The organism is Campylobacter sp. 2018MI13 (assembly GCF_018501135.1).
Classification (GTDB): Bacteria; Campylobacterota; Campylobacteria; order Campylobacterales; family Campylobacteraceae; genus Campylobacter_E.
In genome coordinates this window covers 1-19,442 of sequence record NZ_JAHCZC010000030.1, presented here as the reverse complement: position 1 = coordinate 19,442, position 19,442 = coordinate 1, and the positions used below count along the sequence as shown (strand labels likewise).

At 28.7% G+C, this 19,442-nt stretch carries 20 protein-coding genes; 16 read left to right on the top strand and 4 right to left on the bottom strand.

What is annotated here, in order from left to right; translation table 11 throughout:
• Nucleotides 1–166: 166 nt before the first annotated feature.
• Complete coding sequence (locus KJQ99_RS04520) at nt 167–508, bottom strand: hypothetical protein (protein ID WP_214117651.1); 342 nt, start codon at nt 506–508, stop codon at nt 167–169.
• Between the two features lie 121 nt (nt 509–629).
• Here KJQ99_RS04520 and KJQ99_RS04515 point away from each other — a divergent pair, with 121 nt between their 5' ends.
• The gene (locus KJQ99_RS04515) at nt 630–905 is read left to right on the top strand and encodes a helix-turn-helix domain-containing protein (RefSeq protein ID WP_214117650.1); all 276 of its coding nucleotides are present in this window, start codon (nt 630–632) and stop codon (nt 903–905) included.
• The gene (locus KJQ99_RS04510; RefSeq protein ID WP_214150151.1) at nt 877–1,779 is read left to right on the top strand and encodes a hypothetical protein; all 903 of its coding nucleotides are present in this window, start codon (nt 877–879) and stop codon (nt 1,777–1,779) included. The genes KJQ99_RS04515 and KJQ99_RS04510 overlap by 29 nt, the downstream gene beginning before the upstream one ends.
• A 13-nt stretch (nt 1,780–1,792) precedes the next feature.
• Here KJQ99_RS04510 and KJQ99_RS04505 read toward each other — a convergent pair whose 3' ends face one another.
• The 3 genes from KJQ99_RS04505 to hemB are packed head-to-tail and all read right to left on the bottom strand — an operon-like array spanning nt 1,793 to nt 5,164.
• Nucleotides 1,793–2,833 (bottom strand): quinone-dependent dihydroorotate dehydrogenase, encoded by a 1,041-nt coding sequence (locus tag KJQ99_RS04505; protein WP_214117648.1) that lies wholly within the window; start codon nt 2,831–2,833, stop codon nt 1,793–1,795.
• A 10-nt stretch (nt 2,834–2,843) separates the two neighbouring features.
• A complete protein-coding gene (gene hemN / locus KJQ99_RS04500; protein ID WP_214120077.1) occupies nt 2,844–4,187 on the bottom strand; it encodes an oxygen-independent coproporphyrinogen III oxidase in 1,344 nt (447 codons plus the stop codon).
• Nucleotides 4,188–4,189: 2 nt separating this feature from the next.
• Entirely contained in the window at nt 4,190–5,164 is a 975-nt protein-coding gene (hemB, locus tag KJQ99_RS04495; RefSeq protein WP_214120078.1) for a porphobilinogen synthase, read from the bottom strand.
• Between the two features lie 56 nt (nt 5,165–5,220).
• Here hemB and ribA point away from each other — a divergent pair, with 56 nt between their 5' ends.
• From ribA to KJQ99_RS04425, 14 genes are all read left to right on the top strand, one after another.
• Nucleotides 5,221–5,784, top strand: coding sequence for a GTP cyclohydrolase II (gene ribA, locus KJQ99_RS04490; RefSeq protein WP_214117645.1), 564 nt, complete (start codon nt 5,221–5,223; stop codon nt 5,782–5,784).
• Nucleotides 5,777–6,334, top strand: coding sequence for a 16S rRNA (guanine(527)-N(7))-methyltransferase RsmG (gene rsmG / locus KJQ99_RS04485; RefSeq protein ID WP_214117644.1), 558 nt, complete (start codon nt 5,777–5,779; stop codon nt 6,332–6,334). Before ribA ends, rsmG begins: the two co-directional genes overlap by 8 nt.
• 65 nt (nt 6,335–6,399) lie before the next feature.
• On the top strand, nt 6,400–7,869 hold the full coding sequence (gene ccoN / locus KJQ99_RS04480; RefSeq protein ID WP_214150150.1) for a cytochrome-c oxidase, cbb3-type subunit I: 1,470 nt from the start codon (nt 6,400–6,402) through the stop codon (nt 7,867–7,869).
• 11 nt (nt 7,870–7,880) lie between these two features.
• The gene (gene ccoO / locus KJQ99_RS04475; protein ID WP_214117642.1) at nt 7,881–8,573 is read left to right on the top strand and encodes a cytochrome-c oxidase, cbb3-type subunit II; all 693 of its coding nucleotides are present in this window, start codon (nt 7,881–7,883) and stop codon (nt 8,571–8,573) included.
• 9 nt (nt 8,574–8,582) lie between these two features.
• Nucleotides 8,583–8,780, top strand: a complete 198-nt coding sequence (locus tag KJQ99_RS04470; protein ID WP_214117641.1) for a cytochrome c oxidase, cbb3-type, CcoQ subunit — start codon at nt 8,583–8,585, stop codon at nt 8,778–8,780.
• The gene (locus tag KJQ99_RS04465; RefSeq protein WP_214117640.1) at nt 8,780–9,622 is read left to right on the top strand and encodes a c-type cytochrome; all 843 of its coding nucleotides are present in this window, start codon (nt 8,780–8,782) and stop codon (nt 9,620–9,622) included. The genes KJQ99_RS04470 and KJQ99_RS04465 overlap by 1 nt, the downstream gene beginning before the upstream one ends.
• Nucleotides 9,623–9,625: 3 nt before the next feature.
• Complete coding sequence (locus KJQ99_RS04460) at nt 9,626–9,841, top strand: DUF4006 family protein (RefSeq protein WP_214117639.1); 216 nt, start codon at nt 9,626–9,628, stop codon at nt 9,839–9,841.
• A 94-nt stretch (nt 9,842–9,935) separates the two neighbouring features.
• A complete protein-coding gene (locus KJQ99_RS04455; protein ID WP_214117638.1) occupies nt 9,936–10,487 on the top strand; it encodes a hypothetical protein in 552 nt (183 codons plus the stop codon).
• On the top strand, nt 10,484–11,008 hold the full coding sequence (locus tag KJQ99_RS04450; RefSeq protein WP_214117637.1) for a FixH family protein: 525 nt from the start codon (nt 10,484–10,486) through the stop codon (nt 11,006–11,008). Before KJQ99_RS04455 ends, KJQ99_RS04450 begins: the two co-directional genes overlap by 4 nt.
• A 56-nt stretch (nt 11,009–11,064) precedes the next feature.
• Nucleotides 11,065–13,254 carry a PD-(D/E)XK nuclease family protein gene (locus tag KJQ99_RS04445; RefSeq protein ID WP_214117636.1) on the top strand — a complete coding sequence of 730 codons (2,190 nt, stop codon included), beginning with the start codon at nt 11,065–11,067 and terminating at the stop codon, nt 13,252–13,254.
• Nucleotides 13,251–15,899 carry a UvrD-helicase domain-containing protein gene (locus tag KJQ99_RS04440; RefSeq protein ID WP_214117635.1) on the top strand — a complete coding sequence of 883 codons (2,649 nt, stop codon included), beginning with the start codon at nt 13,251–13,253 and terminating at the stop codon, nt 15,897–15,899. The genes KJQ99_RS04445 and KJQ99_RS04440 overlap by 4 nt, the downstream gene beginning before the upstream one ends.
• 259 nt (nt 15,900–16,158) lie before the next feature.
• Nucleotides 16,159–18,087 (top strand): HsdM family class I SAM-dependent methyltransferase, encoded by a 1,929-nt coding sequence (locus tag KJQ99_RS04435; protein WP_214150149.1) that lies wholly within the window; start codon nt 16,159–16,161, stop codon nt 18,085–18,087.
• A complete protein-coding gene (locus KJQ99_RS04430; RefSeq protein WP_214150148.1) occupies nt 18,080–19,123 on the top strand; it encodes a restriction endonuclease subunit S in 1,044 nt (347 codons plus the stop codon). The genes KJQ99_RS04435 and KJQ99_RS04430 overlap by 8 nt, the downstream gene beginning before the upstream one ends.
• 46 nt (nt 19,124–19,169) lie before the next feature.
• On the top strand, nt 19,170–19,442 hold a 273-nt coding region (locus KJQ99_RS04425), incomplete at its 3' end, for a hypothetical protein (protein WP_214150147.1).

Genomic DNA, 19,442 nt, shown 5'->3' with positions numbered 1-19,442 from the left:
GTAATAACATAAATATATTAATCCAATAGACGCAACTATATTACCGACTAAGTTAGTTATTAACATAAAAATAAAACAGATATTACAATGCCAAAAATAAATACCTAAAATAATAACTAGGATTAAGCTCTGCAAATATTTTATTAAAAAAATCTTTCATAATTTCTTATCTTAATAATGGATTATTGCTTTTTGTTTTAGCTTTTAGTTTTTTAATTACTATACCTTTTTTGTTGATACAAAAAACATTAGAATCATTTATATTTGGGCTAAAAGAACTAATCTTAACGAAATCATAATGCCACATTTCACATTCACTAGAAGAACTAATTCTGCTAGGTGCTCCGAATTTCTCTTCCAAATCACTTTTGCTAGATTTATTAACCACAATGCTATCAAGCTCATCTTGGGTAATCTTAGTGCCTTCAGTATAGGTTGTGAAATTATCAATAGCAGCACAAGAGCTAAAAGCTAATGCAACTAATGAAAACAAAAATAATTTTTTCATTTTTTCTCCTTAAATAAATTTAAAAGCAAATTTATCATAAATAAATTAATTTATCCTATAGGATATAGATTTTAAATTTTTATATTGTTTAAATTATTAGATTTTACCTATAGGATAATGTATGAAAAACACTGAAGAAATAGAAGAATTTTATAAATTAGTATCAAGTAATGTTAAAAAATTTAGAACCGAAAAAAACATAAGCCAACTAGATTTAGCCCTAAGTATAGGCATAAAATCAATAGCCTTTTATTCAAATTGTGAAAACAACAAAAACGGCAAACATTTTAACCTAGAGCATATTTATAATATTAGCAAGGTTTTAGGCGTTGATATTTGCGAGTTGTTAATGGGGGGGGGTATACAAAATGAATTGCATAAAAGAAGCTTTGATTAATGTAGCTAATTTTGATTTAAGAGCTACTATGAGTAGGCGTTCGTATGCCTTTATGATTTTTGTTTTTCCGATTTTAGCATTTGGCTTGTTTTATTGTTTGATAGAGTTTTCAAGATTTGTGCGTTTAGTTTTAGCTAATAATGTAGATTTTACTTTTATTAAAAATGATTTTATGAGTTATTCTCAAATTGTTTTTCAGGGTTTATATGCTAATTTTTATCTTGCTATTGATTTTATACTAATTCTTAGCACTTTACAAAGGCTTAATTCAATCACAAAAAATAAAATAATCAAAACTATCATTGTAATAATAGCGTTTTATCTTATTGATTATTATTTAGTATGCTTTCATTGGCTTAGGGTTTATTTAGAAGATAATTTTATGCTTTCAATTAATTATAAAGCCATTGGTTTTATTATTTTTTTCATACTTGCACTGATTTTATCAATGATAAAAGAAAGGCATTTTAATGAGATTACTCCAAAACGCTCTTTAGCTTATTTTTTAACTTTAGATTTTAGCTCAATTGCTAGTAAGACTAATTTGATAATACCTTTTAGTTTTTATCTTGGCATTACTATTGTTTTAACTATTTTTATCGTTGGAATAGTGTTTATAATGGCATTAACTGAACTTAGCATAATAATAATGCCTATTATTTATATTGATATATTTTATTTATTAAATCACTATAAATCAAACATTAGAGCAATTACAAAAATAATCACTCTAATATCTTTTATAGCTTTTTATATTCAAATTATTTGCTTTGATAGAAGCGGTATTTTTTATGAATATATGAATAGATTATTTTTATTTTCATTTATTTTAGTCTATATTTTAGCAATGCGAAAAATCAAGAATTTGAAATAGGAATTTCAAATTCTTATAATTCTACGCCGATGGCTTGATTAATTGAGCTTAAGCCGTCGTTTTCTATTAATTTTGTAAGCTCATCATTTATATTTCTAGCAATTCTAGGTCCAACGAAAATCATAGATGAAAGCACTTGAACTAAACTAGCACCCCATTTTATACGCTCATAAGCTTGAGCCGCGTCAAATACCCCACCACTACTAATAATTATGCCTTTTTTATGCACGCTTGGTGCGATTGCTTTTAGCATATTTAAAGACTTTTCGGCTAATACTTTACCACTTAGACCACCTGCCTTGGTTAAATCAGGCTTTTTGCTAAGCGAATAATCTTGCGTAGTATTGCTTAAAATCACTCCACAAGCATTAGCATTTAAAGCTGTTAGACTTAATTCAGTAGCCAAGCCAAAATCCATATCAGGAGCAAATTTTATAAATTTTGGCACATCATTAATAGCATTTAGCCTAGTAAAAATTTCTTCAATAAATTTAGCATTTTGTAAATCTCTTAGATTTGGAGTATTAGGCGAACTTATATTAATTACAAAAGCGTCTGCATAAGGCTTTAGCTCACGAACTAAAATCTCATAATCATTTATCGCTTCTTCATTAGGTGTAACCTTATTTTTACCTATATTTATAAAAATCGGAGGTAGTTTTGAGAAATTTTCACGCATTAAATTTGCTTTTGCAACTTCTACGCCGTCATTATTAAACCCCATTGCATTGCGAATGCTAAGCTCATCTACTAATCTTTCAATTCTTGGGCGAGGATTACCTGGCTGAGCCTTAGGAGTAATTGCTCCGACTTCAATGAAACCAAAGCCAAGATTTGCTAAAGGAGCTACTACTTCAGCATTTTTATCAAATCCTGCTGCAAGTCCAATAGGATTAGAAAATTTCATATTGATTAATTCATTTTCTAAATTCTTATAAGTTTTTTTATAATCAACTACTTTTAAAAATCTTTGAGTCTTAAGAGCTTTGATTACTAAATGGTGCATATCTTCAGGGTCAAACTTAAATATAACTTTTTTTGCTAATTCATACATTTACTTACCTTTATAATGTTTTTGAAAAGGTCTTTTCACCTTTATTTTTCATATAAGCATCAAATCCCATACAAATATTACGGATTAATAATGTGCCTGTTTCATTTACTTTTATTTCATCATCACTAATTTGTAAAAATTCAGCATAAGTTTTTAAATACTCTTTTGCATCGTTAAAATAATCCCAAAATACTATTTTAAATTCTTTTTCAATTTCTTTAATATTAAGACTAAAATTAGCCATTAAGCTCATTATTACAGCTTTTCTAATTAAATCATCATTATTAAGTTTAATTCCCCTATGAAATGGTAATTTGCCATTATCAATAGCTGCTTCATAAAGGTTTAAATCTTTATAATTTTGTGCGTAATAATTAAGTCCTTCTCCAATACTAGTAAGCCCAACGCCAACCAAAATAGCTCCACCTTTTGTAGTATATCCTTGAAAATTTCTATGAAGTGTGCCATTTTCTAAAGCTTTAAATAATTCATCATTAGGTTTTGCAAAATGATCCATTCCTATCATTTTATAGCCATTTTCGCCTAAAAATTTCGCAGTATGTTTTAGAATTTCTAACTTAGTTTTAGCTTCAGGAATAGTGCTTTCATCAAATTTTCTCATATTCTTTTTAATCCAAGGCACATGAGCGTAATTAAACACAGCAAGTCTATCAGGATTTATTTTTAAAATTGTCTCAAGCGTTTTGCTAAATGAGTTTAAATCCTGATAAGGAAGTCCGTAAATTAAATCAGTATTTATACTTTTTACCCCATTTGCTCTTGCAAGTTTTACTGCATTTTCTGTAATTTCGTAAGGTTGAATTCTATGAATTTCTTTTTGCACTTTAGGGTCAAAATCTTGCACACCAAAGCTAATTCTATTTATGCCGTATTTTGCAAATACGCTCATTTGTTCAACATTTAAAAACCTAGGGTCAATCTCACAAGAAAGCTCGCTATCAGGTAAAAACTCAAATATTTCATTAATTTTTTTAAGCAAGATTTCAAGTTGAGCTGCACTAAAAAATGTAGGCGTTCCACCGCCAAAGTGCATTTGAATAGCTTTTTTTGTCTTAAGATGAGTTTTTAAAATATCAAGCTCTCTTAAAATATAATCTAAATACCTTTCTTTTTTATCTTCATTAGCTGTATAAATTACATTACAGCCACAAAAATAACAAGCCGAACGACAAAACGGCAAGTGAAAATAAAGCGATAAAGGCTTATTTTCGTTACTTTCTAAATCTTTTATAAAATCATCATATTTATAATCTTCGCCAAACTCAATAGCTGTTGGATATGAGGTATATCTTGGGCCACTTGTTTGATATTTTGCTAATACACTAAAATCCATTTTTATCCCCTTAACATTTCGGCTAATTCTTTAGCGTGATAAGTGATTATTAGTTTTGCACCCGCTCTTTTAAAACTAATCATAGTTTCCATTAAGATTTTTGGATAATCTACAAGCCCAGCTATTCCAGCGTTTTTAAGCATTGAATACTCCCCGCTTACATTATAAACGCATAGTGGAAGTAGTGAGTTTTGGCTAATTTCTTTAACTACATCTAAATATGCTAAAGCAGGTTTTACCATCAATATATCAGCACCTTGTTTTTCATCTTCTAAGCTTTCATTCAAAGCTTCTTTTCCGTTTGCATAATCCATTTGATAAGCTTTTCTATCGCCTTTTTTAGGGGCTGAATTAGCCACATCACGGAAAGGTCCATAGTATGCACTTGCGAATTTGGTTGAATAAGCCATAATTGGTAATGTATCAAAGCCATTTTCATCTAAAGCAGTTCTTAAAGTTTTTATTATTCCGTCCATCATTCCGCTAGGTGCAATCATATCAACTCCAGCTCTAGCCATTACTAAAGCTTGTTTGCTAGAATTTAAAAGCGTAATTTCATTATTTAAATACCCATCTTCATCTAATACTCCGCAATGTCCGTGGTCTGTGTATTCACAAAAGCATAAATCAGCAATTAAATATAAGCTATCACCAAAACGCTCTTTAATAGCTCTAATAGCACGAGCTATAAGCCCATTATCGCTCATTGCATCACTTCCGCAACTATCTTTTGCGCTTTCATCTAATACGCCAAATAATAAAATACTTTTAATTCCAAGCTTTAAACATTCATTACATTCTGCTAGTAATTCATCAAATCCTAATTGATAAACTCCTGGCATTGATTTAATCTCAATTTTTGCACTTTTTTTATCTACTACAAATAAAGGGTAAATCAAATCGTTTAAGCTAAGTTGGTTTTCCTTTACTAAATCCCTAATTATAGGGCTTTTTCTAAGTCGTCTAAATTTACGCACACTAAACTCCTTTTTTTGTATAATTAAGGCTAATTAAATCAAAAAAGAGTTAAACAATGTTAGTTGAAATTTCAAAACAAGCAAATTTACCTACAAGATTTGGAAATTTTGTTATCCAATCTTTTAAAGAAAACGAAAAAGAGCATTTAGTAATTATGAAAGGCGAAATTAGTGATGAGATTAATGTTCGCATACATTCTGAATGCCTTACAGGTGATGCTTTAGGTTCGCTTAAATGCGATTGTAGAGACCAATTAAAAGCATCTTTAAGATATATTGAAGCAAATGGCGGAATGGTTATTTATCTTCGTCAAGAAGGTCGTGGAATAGGTCTATTTAATAAAGTAAATGCTTATAATTTACAAGATAATGGATTTGATACACTTGAAGCGAATTTAAAACTAGGCTTTAAAGATGATGAAAGAGATTATAAAATAGTTGATTTTATACTTGAATATTACAAAATTAAAAGCGTAAGATTGCTTACAAATAATCCTTTAAAATTAAAAGCTATTAGTAAAGATGTAAAACGCATACCATTAATAATGCAAAGTAATGAATACAATAAACAATATTTAAAAGTTAAATCTTGCAAAATGGGGCATATGCTAAATGAATAATGAATTTTTAGCTTTTATAAATTCATATGAAGATGAATTAAAAAAATACAATAAAGTTCATAATATTACAAGATTAAAAGATATAAAAGCAGCAGCACTTGATAGTATTGAAATACTTAATTTCGTAGAATTTAAATCAGGAATTAATATAGCAGATATTGGCTCAGGTGCTGGTTTTCCTGCTATATTTTTAGCTTTTTTAAAAAGAGATTGTAATTTTTATTTGTATGAGCCAAGTTATAAAAAATCAGCATTTTTATCGCTAATTAAAGCTAAGTTTAATTTAGATAATGTGTTTATTAAACCTATAAAAGTTGAATGTGAAAAAGACTTAAAATGCGATTTGATAACTTCAAGAGCTTTTGCAAAAACAGAACTAATTGTTACTTTATGTAATGATATAACTAATGATAATACGAAATTTATTTTATACAAAGGCTCATTCGTAAAAGATGAGCTAGATTGCTTAAATGAATATAAATTACACGAGAGAAATAATAGAATTTTTTTAGAATTTTATAAAAAAGATTTCAAAATTATTACAAATTAAGCTTAGTTTATTTTTTTTAAGATTATAATTAGCAGATTATTTTAATTTCTATTTAAGGAGCAGTTATGGCAAATCCATCGCAAAATCTTGGCTATGATTATACCGTAGCTAAGTGGTTTATGTTCGCATGTATTTTGTTTGGCATAATCGGTATGGGAATTGGAACTTTAATCGCGTTTCAATTAGCATTTCCTGAGCTAAATAATATTGCAGGTGAATATTCTACATTTGGCCGCCTAAGACCACTTCATACAAACGGAGTTGTTTATGGCTTTATGCTTTCAGGTATTTGGGCTACTTGGTATTATGTAGGTCAAAGAGTTTTAAAAGTTTCATTAAGAGAATCAAAATTCTTAATGTTCATAGGTAAAGCTCATTTTATAATCTTTATGATTACTATATTATTAGCTGTTGTAAGTCTTTTTGCTGGTGTTACAACTTCAAAAGAATACGCAGAACTTGAATGGCCTTTTGATATAGCAGTTGTTGTTATTTGGGTTTTATGGGGTATGGGAATTTTTGGACTTATTGGAATTCGCCGTGAAAAAAGTCTTTATATTTCTATTTGGTATTACATTGCGACATTTTTAGGCGTGGCAATGCTTTATTTATTTAATAATATGGAAGTTCCTACAAAATTAGTTACAGGAATGGGTTCTTGGCTTCATTCAGTATCTATGTATGCAGGAAGTAATGATGCTTTAATTCAATGGTGGTGGGGACATAATGCGGTTGCTTTTGTTTTCACGGTTGCAATTATTGCTGAAATATATTATTTCTTACCAAAAGAAAGTGGTCAGCCAGTATTTTCTTATAAATTATCACTATTTTCATTCTGGTCTTTAATGTTTATATATTTATGGGCAGGCGGACACCATTTGATTTATTCAACCGTTCCTGATTGGATGCAAACAATGGGTTCAATTTTCTCTGTTGTATTAATATTACCAAGTTGGGGTAGTGCAATCAATATCTTACTTACAATGAAAGGTGAATGGCACCAAGTAAAAGAAAGCCCATTAATTAAGTTTATGATTTTTGCTTCAACATTTTATATGTTCAGCACACTTGAGGGCTCAATTCAATCAGTTAAATCAATCAATGCTCTAGCACACTTTACAGACTGGATTCCAGGACACGTGCATGATGGAACACTTGGTTGGGTAGGATTTATGACTATGGCTGCAATTTATCATATGACTCCAAGGGTATTTAAAAAAGAGATTTATAGTAAAAAAATTATGGAATACCAATTTACTATCCAAACTTTAGGAATTGTATTATTCTTTAGCTCAATGTGGATTGCTGGAATTACTCAAGGTATGATGTGGAGAGCTTATGATGATTATGGAACTCTAACTTATTCATTTATTGATACTGTTATAGCACTACATCCTTATTTTATAATAAGAGCTATTGGTGGTTTATTATATTTAATAGGATTTTTTATGTTTGCTTATAATATTTATAAGTCAGTTACTTCAAGCAGAAGCGTTGAAGTTGAACCAAAATCAGCAAGTCCAATGCAAGCGTAAGGAGGTAAAAAATGTTTAGTTGGTTAGAAAAAAATCCTTTCTTTTTTGCGGTATTTGTATTTGTTGTTATTGCTTATGCTGGTGTTGTAGAAATTCTACCTGCATTTAGTCCTAACGCTAGACCAATTGAGAGCAAAAAGCCTTATACAGCTTTAGAACTTGCAGGTCGTCATGTTTATATTAAAGAAAGTTGTAATGCTTGCCATTCGCAATTAATTCGTCCATTTAAAGCAGAAACAGATAGATATGGTGCTTATTCAAAAGCAGGTGAATATGCTTATGATAGACCATTTTTATGGGGTTCAAAAAGAACAGGTCCTGATTTAATGAGAGTTGGTAATTATAGAACTACTGATTGGCACGAAAATCATATGAAAAAACCTGTTTCTGTAGTGCCTAGTTCAATTATGCCTGAATATCCACATTTATTTAAAAAGAATTCAGATTTAGATACAGCTTATGCTGAAGCTTTAACTGTTAAAAAAGTTTTCAATGTTCCTTATGATGAAGAAGGTTATCCAAAATTAGGAACTTACGAAGACGCTCGTAAAATGATGGTAGAACAAGCTACACCTATTGTTGATGCAATGAGCGATGAAGAAGTAAAACAAGCGTTTGAACCTTGCCGTGCAAATGCACTTGATAGTAAATGCGAAATTAAAGAAATAGTTGCATTGATTGCGTATTTAAATAGCTTAAAGTAAGGAAGAATTATGAGTTTGGTTGAACTTGTGCAATATCAAGGACATGCTTATTTTTTCCTTGTGGCGTTTTTGACCTTTGTGCTTTATGCTTATATTATTCATTTATATAAAGCACAAAGAGAAGGTAAAAAAGATTATGAAAAATATGCAAATCTTGCATTAGATGATGATATTAATTCATCTTTATTAGAAAATAGGAGAAAGTGATGAAATGGTTAAATCTTTCTGATAATGTAAATTTACTTTCTATAATTGGTGCAGTTGTTATTGTTGCTACCGTGTTGATAGTAAGTTTAAATGTATTTAAACAGATGAGAATTAAAAGAAAAGATGCTGAAACAAGCGAGCACGAATGGGATGGAATAAGCGAATATAAAAACCCATTACCAGTAGGTTGGGCTGTTATGTTTATCGTTTTAATAGTGTTTGCTTTATGGTATTTTTTAATAGGTTTTCCACTAAACAAATATTCATCAATAGGTGAATATAATGAAGAAGTAGCAAGTCATAATGCAAAATATAAAGAAAAATATGTAGCATTTGATGATGAATCTAAATTAAATATGGGTAGAAATGTATTTTTATTACATTGTGCTCCTTGTCATGGTGCTGAAGCAACTGGAATTAATGGTAAGGCTCAAGACTTAACTAAATGGAGTAGCGTTGCTGGAATTTTAGATATTTTAGAAAACGGCTCAACAGGTTTAGGATACGGAGAAATGCCAGCTGGTTTAGTTGAAGGAGATGACGCAAAAGCAGTTGCAACTTATGTAGCAAATGGAATGCAAGGCGAAGTTGGTAAAGATGTGTTTGAAACAACTTGTGCAGCTTGTCACGGAGAAAATGGAGAAGGTACTGAAGGTGTAGCACCTGCATTAAATATTTATACTAAACCTGATTTTATTAAAATGGTTTTAGCTAGCGGTAAGATAGCAAGTGCTGATGCAAGCGTAAAAGTAATAGGAGCAATGCCAAGCTTTAAATCAATGCTAAGCGATGAGCAAGTAGATGCAGTTGCTCGTTATGTAAGCACATTATCAAAGGAGTAAAAAATGGATAATCATAATAGAAATGTGTTTGGATTACACGGAATTACAGGTATGTTAATAGCTACCGTTTTATTATTATCAATCCTAGTTGGGCTTACTATTTGGGGAATAAATGTTCAACAAAAAGAAATCAGAAATCCTTATAAACTAGAAAAAATTGAAGATGCTAAAATGCACGAAAATAGAAGTTTAGAAGATTTTAGAAAGGACGCAAAATGAGCAAGTTATTAGAAACAATTATAGTTTTAGGAATGGTTGTGTTAGCAATAGTTACAGCTTGGTCAGTTTTAACTCCTAATCATTTAGGTATAGGATGAAAAAGCTAATAATTATAATGCTTTTAGCTCTTGTGAATTTATTTTCACAAGAGCCTTTAAGTAATGAAGTATTAAATGAAATAAATATTTTAAGTAATGATTTAGAGCAAAAAACAGGTATTAAAACAAGTGTTTTAATATCAAATGAAATTCCTTTTAAAGATTTAAAACAAAGTATTAAAACTGATAAAAATTATGCAATTATAGTAATTAGCCTTAAAGATAAAAAGTTAGATGTTATAAGTGATTTAGGATTAGATTTTAGAAGTGTTACCGAATATTATTATTTAAAATATGGATTTTTCCCAAAACAAGGTGCAATATTGCCAATACTTACTCAACCTAAAGGAAAAGATTTAGTAAATGCAGCGATTTTAAATGGGTTTGCTGAATTGTGTGATGTAATTGCAAGTAGTAAAGGTGTAGAACTTGAGTATTCTTACGGGGATTTAAATGATAATATTATAAATACAATTAGAACTATTTTTTATATTTTTACTATTGTTTTTATAGTAGTTTTAATTAGAAGAAAGGTAAAGAAAAAATGATAAAAGAAGGAAGACATTGGCCTTATTTGATTGTTGGTTCAATTATTTTTATGATGATTGCTTGTATTTACACCGTTTATTTATCTTTTGATTATCCAGTAGATGAAGATGAAAGTTATTTTTTAAAATATCAAGATGTTGAGAATAATTACGCAAAAATCAAAGAAAACGAAAAATTATTTTTAGATAATTTTGCTTTTAGGGTTTTAGGTGATAAAACAAGATTAGATGTTACTAAACGCCCAGCGGTATTTGTAGATAATGAAGTGATATTACAAGTTAAAGAAAAGTCTAATTTAAAAGCAAGCAATATAAGCGTAAAGGCAAAATTAACAAGACCACACACAAAATATGAAGATAAAGAAATTATCGTAAATTATGATGATAATTTAAAAGAATTTAAAGCTGATTTAGGAGATATTTCTAATGGACGCTGGACTTTATTGATTGATTTTAAAATCAACGAACTTTCAAAATTTTATAAACTTGAACTTTGCAAAAATCAATGTAAAAAAGCTTAATATTAAAGCTTTTTTACGCTATAACTACTCATAATAATCTTTTAAAAGGAAAATAAATGTATAAAAAGGATTTGATTGTATTTTCTAATTTAAGGCAAATTAAAAACTACTTAGCAAGTATTAAAAATGAAGGATTTTTTCCAACTACAATTAGTATTAATGAGTTTTTGCAAGATTTCGCAATAAATGATAAAAGAAGAGCGACTGAAGTAGAGCAAATCATTGCTATGAGTAGGGCTTGTAATAAAACTAAAGATTATAAAAAGCTTAATTTTTCAAATGATTTTTTAAGTTTTTTAAAAAATAAAGAATATTTATTCTCATTTTTTAGCGAATTAAATAGCCAAAAAGTAAGTATAGATGATTTAAGAAATAATGATTTATATAGTTTTTTTGATGAGTATTTAGATATTTTAGAAGAGTGTTTAAAGCATTATAAAAACGAATTAGATAATCAAAATTTATATGATGATATAACTATTAAAGATTTAAAAGCTAATTGGTTTTTGCTTAGTCAATATAAATCAATTAGCTTTTATCTAAACGGCTTTTTAAAGCAATACGAATTAGAATTCTTTGAGAGTATTTCGGATAAAATAGATGTAAAAATCATCACAAATGTAAGCGATTACAATATAAATCTTTTAAAAAAATCATTTAAAATAGATTTTGAGCCAAATCATACTTATACTCTAAGTTTTAATAATTCTTGGCAAATCCTAGAGCAAACTAATCTAAATTATAACAATACCTTAAAAATTGCTTCGTTTAAAAGCTCAATTTATCAATACATTTACGCACTTAGTCTAATATCAAAATATTACGAAAATGATAAACAAATAGCTCTTATTATGCCTGATGAAAGCATTGCAACTAGTTTAAAAGCTCTTGATATTCATAATTATTTAAATATTGCAAGTGGGCTAAACTCAAACGAAATAGCACAAAAACTAAATGCGATTTTAGGTGATGATGAGTTGGCTTTAGTGCAAAAAAGATTATTAAATACAAGCGAACTTGATTTTAGTAATTTTGATAAATTAAAAGAGCAACTATTAAGCCTTAGCAAAAACGCTGAAGTTAAAGAAATCCTAAAAAACCGCCTAAATGATATAAAGATTTTAAATAATGAGTTTAAGCTAACAAACGAGCAAATCATAAAATTACTTGACGCTAATAATATTAAAATTTCTCACACAAACGGCGGAAATGTTGATGCTTTAGGTATGCTTGAAAGTCGTGGAATGAAATATGATTTAGTAATTGTTCTTGATTTTAATGATGATTTAGTGCCAAAGCGAAGTGTTAGTGAAATGTTTTTAAACAATGCTGTTCGCACAAAGGCTGGGCTAATTAGCTATGCTGATAGAGAAAATTTACAAAGGCATTATTATAAAGAGCTTTTTAATGCCAAAGAAGTTTTTGTTTTATACCTTGAAAACGAAGAAAAATCACCCGCTAGAATGCTAAAAGATTTTAGTTGCGAAAGACAAATCGTAGATGAAAAAGGGCTTATGGAGTCGTTTTTAAAGGCACTCAATGGCAAAATAAAAGCAAATGAAAATATATTTGAGCCTGATTTAGAACTTATAAAAAATCATAATTTTTTTGCAAAACCGCTTAGTTTTTCAAGATTATCGTGCTATTTAAACTCACCTTATGAGTATTATTTAAAATATATTTTAGAATTAAGTGAACCTAGTAATTCAAACGAAAAAGCAGCAGTTGGGACTATGGTTCATGAGTTTTTACAAAACGCTGATTTTAAGAATTTAAAACAAGAATTTGAAAAAGAGCTAAAAGACAAATTAAGCCCAATTGATTATGCTTTAATATACGATAATTTAGATGAAATCGCATATTATATTAACAACAATCAGCCAAGTGCAAATTGTGAAGAAAAGCTTTCGAGTAAAATTGCAAATATTGATGCTTACGGGATAGCTGATAGGATAAGTGATGAGCTAATAATTGATTATAAGACTACAAACAAGCCAAATTCTACTAAAAATCACGAAAAACAATTAGCCTTTTACGCAATGCTTTTAGATAAGCCTACGATACAAACAGCTTTAATTTATTTAAAAAGCACTCGTGGGGCGGTGTTTGAATGTAAAAATTTTAATAAATTATCTCAAGAGATTGAAAGTGACATTGCAACTCTTAAAGATGGCTTTGTCTTAGAAAAAAGTGAAAATGCTTATGGCTATTATCATTTAATAATCAATAAAAAGGATAGAGTATGAAACATATCGCATTAGCAGCAAGTGCTGGAAGTGGCAAGACTTTTACTCTAAGTGTTAGATATATTGCTTTAGTTTTAAGCGGGGCGAGTATTAATGATATAGTAGCTCTTACATTTACAAAAAAAGCCGTAAATGAGATGAAAGAGAGAATTACAAAGGTATTTTTAGAGCTTGAAAATAGAGCTGCCGAGCTTCAATTTTTGCAAGATTTACTAGGTTTAAGTGCCGAGCAAATCATAAATACAAGAAATAAATTCTTAAAAAACTTTAAAGAAGATGAGCTTAGGATTTATACTTTTGATAGCTTTTTTTCTAAGATTTTAAGGCTTTTTGCAACACACGAAGGCTTAAGCGTAGATGCGGAACTCATTGATTATTTAGATATTAAAGAAGAGTTTTTAAAGTCTTTAGATACAAATGAAGCCATAAAATTAGTAAGAGATTTAAAAGATTTTAATATGAGTTTAGGAGATTTTTTAAACTGGCTTGAGAGTTTGTATTTAAATTATACAGGCGAAAAAATCATAAATGATACGACTTTTATAAATCCTTTTGATGAGTTTTTAAGGCTTAAAGATAATTTTACTGGAGCAAATAAAAAAGTTGATGAATGGCTTGGCAAAATTACGGATTTAAATTCTTTACTTTCTAGCTCATTTTTAGACGCTAGCAAATCAAATATACAAAAAGCCCTAGATTTACCAACTTTTGCAGCAGCTTATGAAGAATTACTATCAATCGTTGCTAAATATTATGGTTTTTTAGAGAGCAATCAATTAAAATTATGCTTTAATTATTTAGATAAATTTAGCGAAGTTGCGAAAAATTATCATAAAGAGCAAAATATTTTAAGCTTTAGTGATGTTGCTATTTATGTTCATAAAATATTGCAAAATAAGGATTTAAAAGACCTTTTTTATTTTAGACTTAATTCAAATCTAAGCCATCTTTTAATAGATGAGTTTCAAGATACTTCGGTTATTCAATACGAAATTATTAAGCCAATAGTTGAAGAAATAGTGGCTGGAATTGGCATAGATGATAAGCAAAAAAGCTTTTTTTATGTAGGGGATAAAAAGCAATCAATTTATTCATTTAGGGGTGCTAAACAAGAAGTATTTGATTTATTTCACAAAAACAAAACCTATAATATAAGCTTGCAAAATCTTGATACTAATTATCGTAGTAAAAAAGCCATAGTAGAGTTTGTAAATAATAATTTTAAAAATCTTTATGATGATTATTACGAGCAATTAGTTGCAAGTAAAGAAAACGGAGTTGTAAGCAAAATAATCACCGAAAATTACTTAAACGATGTTTATAAAAAGATTGCAAGTTTGCTACAAAACGGAGTAAAATTAGATGATATTTGCATACTTACAAGAGATAATGCAAACGCAAATGAAATAGCTAATTTTTTAAATGAATTTGGCTTAAAAACTAATGTAAATAATAACTCTTTATTAGTTTCAAAAATGAGTGTTAGGGTTTTAATAGAATTTGCAAAATACTCTATTTTAGGAGATGAGATTTATGGCTTTTTTGTAAAGTCTGTGCTAGGCAAGGATTATTCAAGGCTTAAAATTGATATTACAAAAAGTGCTTATGAGATTTATAATGAGATAATAACTCATCTTGATTTATGCAAAGATGAGTATGTTTTAGAGTTTTTAGATGATATTAGTTCTAAAGATTTTTTAGATACCATATATAATCTTAGCAATAAACTTGCATCAAACAATGAAGCAAAAGGCATAAATATCATGACAATTCATAAGAGCAAGGGCTTACAATTTGAGCATTTAATCTGCGTTCATTTAAGTAAAACCCCTCCACACGATACAGGGCTTAAAATTGAATATGATTTTTCTAGTCACAAATGGTATGGCTTTAAAAAAGATGCTAGTGCTATTAGAAATCTTAGATGTTTTTATGATAAAGATTATGCAAAAAAGCTTGAAATTTATGAGAATACGAAAAAAACTGATGAGATAAATACTTATTATGTAGCTTATACAAGAGCGATTAGCTCTCTTTGTATTATTATGAATGATGGAGCTGGGCTTAGCGGGATTAATTATAATGAAATTACTAATGAGAGTTTAGATGATGATTTGCTTAATTTTAGATATAAAGAAAATGAAGCAAGTGCTATAAGTATTAGCTATGAGTTTAATCCTTGCGTGCCACTTCAAAATGTCAAGGCTAAAGAGTTTAGCACTGATGCGATTATGCTTGGAAACGCATTTCACTATTTTTGTGAATTGAGTGATTTTAATGATGAAAGCTTGAATGAATGTTTAAGACTTGCATATAATAAGTTTAATCAAGTGGATTTTGATAAATTAAAAAAACTTTGCGAAGATTTGCTTAAATGTGTGGAGTTTAAAGAACTAATCAAAAATCATAATTTGATTAAAGAATATAACTTTTTATATGAAAATAAAGTAAATAGAATAGATTTATTAGCTATTAGCGATGATTGGGTTAAGATAATTGATTATAAAAGCTCGTTTTTTAATAAATCTTATGAAAAACAGCTAAAAACCTATGAAAACTTTATAAAAACTAGATTTTCTAATCACAAAATTAGCTCTTATGTAGTGTTTTACGAAAACGAAGAATTTAAATTAAAAAGAATTTAAATTCTTTAAAATTAAAAGGGTTTAAGGGTTTATATTTTGGAATTATGTTTAAAAGTTTTTTGATTAATAGCACAAATATATTTTAATTTTTTATAAAACATAATTGAAATGCTAAAAATGAGAAAAGAAAAGGTAGAAGAAAAATATAATTTTGTAAAAAATAACTAAAATTTGAAATAGTTTATTTTAAAATTAGAAATAAATATAAAAATTAGGAATATTTTTTGCTAATAGTTCTTAAATATATTTAAGGATTATTATGGCTAAAAAAGAGAAAAATACTGATTTATGGGTTTGGGAATTACTTCAAAATGTAAAGATAGAAAAATATTTTTCAGCACAAGGTAGCGATATTTTAGAGATACAAAATGCTTTAAAAACAGCTTCAAAAAGAAAAACTCAAAAATCAGGCTATCCTGAATATGTAGGCGTTATAAAAGATTTTTTAATAGTCATTGAAGATAAAGCAGATATTAAAAATCATATCAAACTAGATGAAAATGAGCTTATAGGCGAAGATGAGAAAAGCACTACTAACTACGCAGTAAATGGGGCTTTATTTTACGCAAAACACCTAGCACAAAACACAAATTATAAAAAAATCATAGCCTTAGGCATAAGTGGCACAGAGCAAATCCACAAAATTACTCCACTTTTTATAAATGAAAGATATGAGTATAAAATCCTAGATGATTTAGAAACTTTTACTAATTTTAGCGAAAGCAACATTGAAGATTATTACATAAAATATATTTTAAAAGAGCTTACTGATACAGAAAAATCAACAGCAGAGATTTTAAAAGATGCTGCAAAATTACATGAAGACCTAAGAAACTACGGCAACCTAGAAGAGAAAAATAAGCCATTAGTTGTATCAGGAATACTTTTAGCATTAAGAGAAATTGAGCATAAAAATTTTAGCATTGATGATTTAAACGGCGATATTATAAAAACAGATGGAGAAAAAATCTACGATGCAATAAGTGCAAATATCAATAGGTCTCAAGTAAGTCCAGATGTAAAACGAGAAAAATTACTAAGACAATTTTTAATCATTAAAGACCACGCAAAAATTAATGAAATAAACGAAAGCTTAGGCAAAACCCCACTCAAACACTACACAGAATTTTTATATGAAAATATCTTTAAAAGCCTAAGATATATTAGCTCTGCTGAAGATTATTTGGGAAGATTTTATGGTGAGTTTATGAGTTATAGTGGTGGGGACGGACAAAACTTAGGTATAGTTTTAACCCCTAAACATATAACCGAACTTTTTTGCGATTTACTAGAGTTAAAGCCAAGCGATAGAGTGCTTGACCCTTGTTGTGGAACTGCTGGATTTTTAATAGCTGCTATGCATAAAATGCTAAGCAAAGCAACAAACGAAATAGAGAAAAATAATATAAGAAAAAATCAACTTTTTGGCATAGAAGAACAAAGTTATATGTTTAGCATAGCTACAACAAATATGATTTTAAGGGGAGATGGCAAAAGTAACCTTGAAAACTGCGATTTTTTAGCACAAAACCCATCGCAATTACAACTTGAAAAAAGGTGTAATATAGGTATGATAAATCCACCTTATTCTATGGGAGATAAAAACAATCCTAGTTTATATGAGATAAACTTTATATATCATTTACTAAACTCAGTGCTAGAAAATGGCAAGGTAGCTGCCATAGTACCACAAAGCACTTTTACAGGTAAAACGAGTTTTGAGAAGTCTTTAAAAGAGCAAATCCTAAAAAAACACACTCTAGAAGGCGTAATCACGTTAAACAAAAATACCTTTTATGGAGTAGGCACAAATCCTTGCATAGCGATATTTACAGCTCATAATCCACACCCAAAAGATAAAATCTGTAAGTTCATAAATTACGAAAACGATGGCTTTGTAGTAAGTAAGCATATAGGACTTATTGATGATGGCTCAAACAAAGATAAAAAACAACACCTACTTGATGTGTGGTTTGACAAAGAGCCAAGCACGACTAAAATTTGTGTAAAAACTACTATAAAACACGATGATGAATGGCTACATTCTTTTTATTATTTTAACGATGAAATTCCTAGTGATGAAGATTTTGAGCAAACGATAGCTGATTATTTGACATTTGAAGTAAATATGATAACTCATGGTAGGGGTTATTTATTTGGCTTAGATGAAAGGGTGGTAAATGAATAAGCTAAGCCTTAATAGTGTGGAGTGGAAAAGCTTTAGATTGTCTGATATTTTTTCAACTTTAAGAGGTAAAAGACATATTGAAAAAGATAGATTGAAAGGTAATTTGCCGTATGTATCAGCTTCATCGCTTAATAATGGAGTAACAGATTTTATATCAAATCCATTATTTATTAATAAAAATAAATTAGTAGTTACTACTTTTTGTGATGCGTATTACATGGAAAGCGAATTTACAGCAAGTGATGAAATGGTATTATTAAGTCATGAAAAACTAAATAAATATAGCGGACTTTTTATCGCTCAAGCTATTAAATCAAATAAAAATAAATATGCATTTGGTAGAAAAGCTTTCAGTAAAAGATTGCAAGAACAAATGATTTTGCTACCTATTGATGAAAAAGGTGAGCCTAACTGGGTATTTATGGAAAACTACATAAAACAGATGATGAATAGGCAAAAATCACAAATCATTAGCCACTACAAATCACAGCTAAGCGATATTGCTTACGGGGGGGGGGATTTACAAAATAGCGATATAAAATGGAAAGAATTTGTAATAGGTGGAGAAAGTGGAATTTTTAAAGTATCTGGAACAATAACAACGCACCCAACTATTTTAATCGCTAATGGAAAAATTCCTAGAGTAACTTGTCAAGCGACTAATAATGCTGTAGAGGGGTTTTATTCAAATGTTGCTACAGAGCAAGGTGGTGTTTTAACAGTTGATAGTGCAACAATAGGTTTTGTTTCTTACCAAAATTATAATTTTATAGCTACAGATCATGTAGAAAAATTAGAACTAAAAAATAAAAAATTAAATTCATATTTGGCATTATTTTTAAAAACAGCTATTGATAAAGCTAAATTTGGAAAATATGGTTATGGGTATAAATTTAGCCAAAAGCGTATAGAGCGACAAACTATTTTACTCCCTATTGATAAAAAAGGTGAGCCTAACTGGAAATATATGGAAAGCTATGTAAAACAAAAACTCCACTCCCAAGCAAAACAAATTATAAGTTATTATGAAAACTAAGCTATTTTTAGCTTTTGGTATAATCATCAAAAACTAAAGGCTTGATATGGAAGTAGAAATAAGTAAAATTTTTAATATAGATATAAGCTCAATAAGTGATTCAAAAGAACACGAGCAGTTATCTATAAATAATTGTGAAATTGATATAAATAAAATTCCTAATTACACTCAAAATCTAGGTAATTATAAAACAATATTTTTTGGTAATGTTAGTTTTAAACAATTTAATTTATATAAAATATTAAAAGGTTTTGGAAAAATTAATAACAATCAATTAAATATTTCATCAAATATTATTTTTTATAATTGTGATATTTTA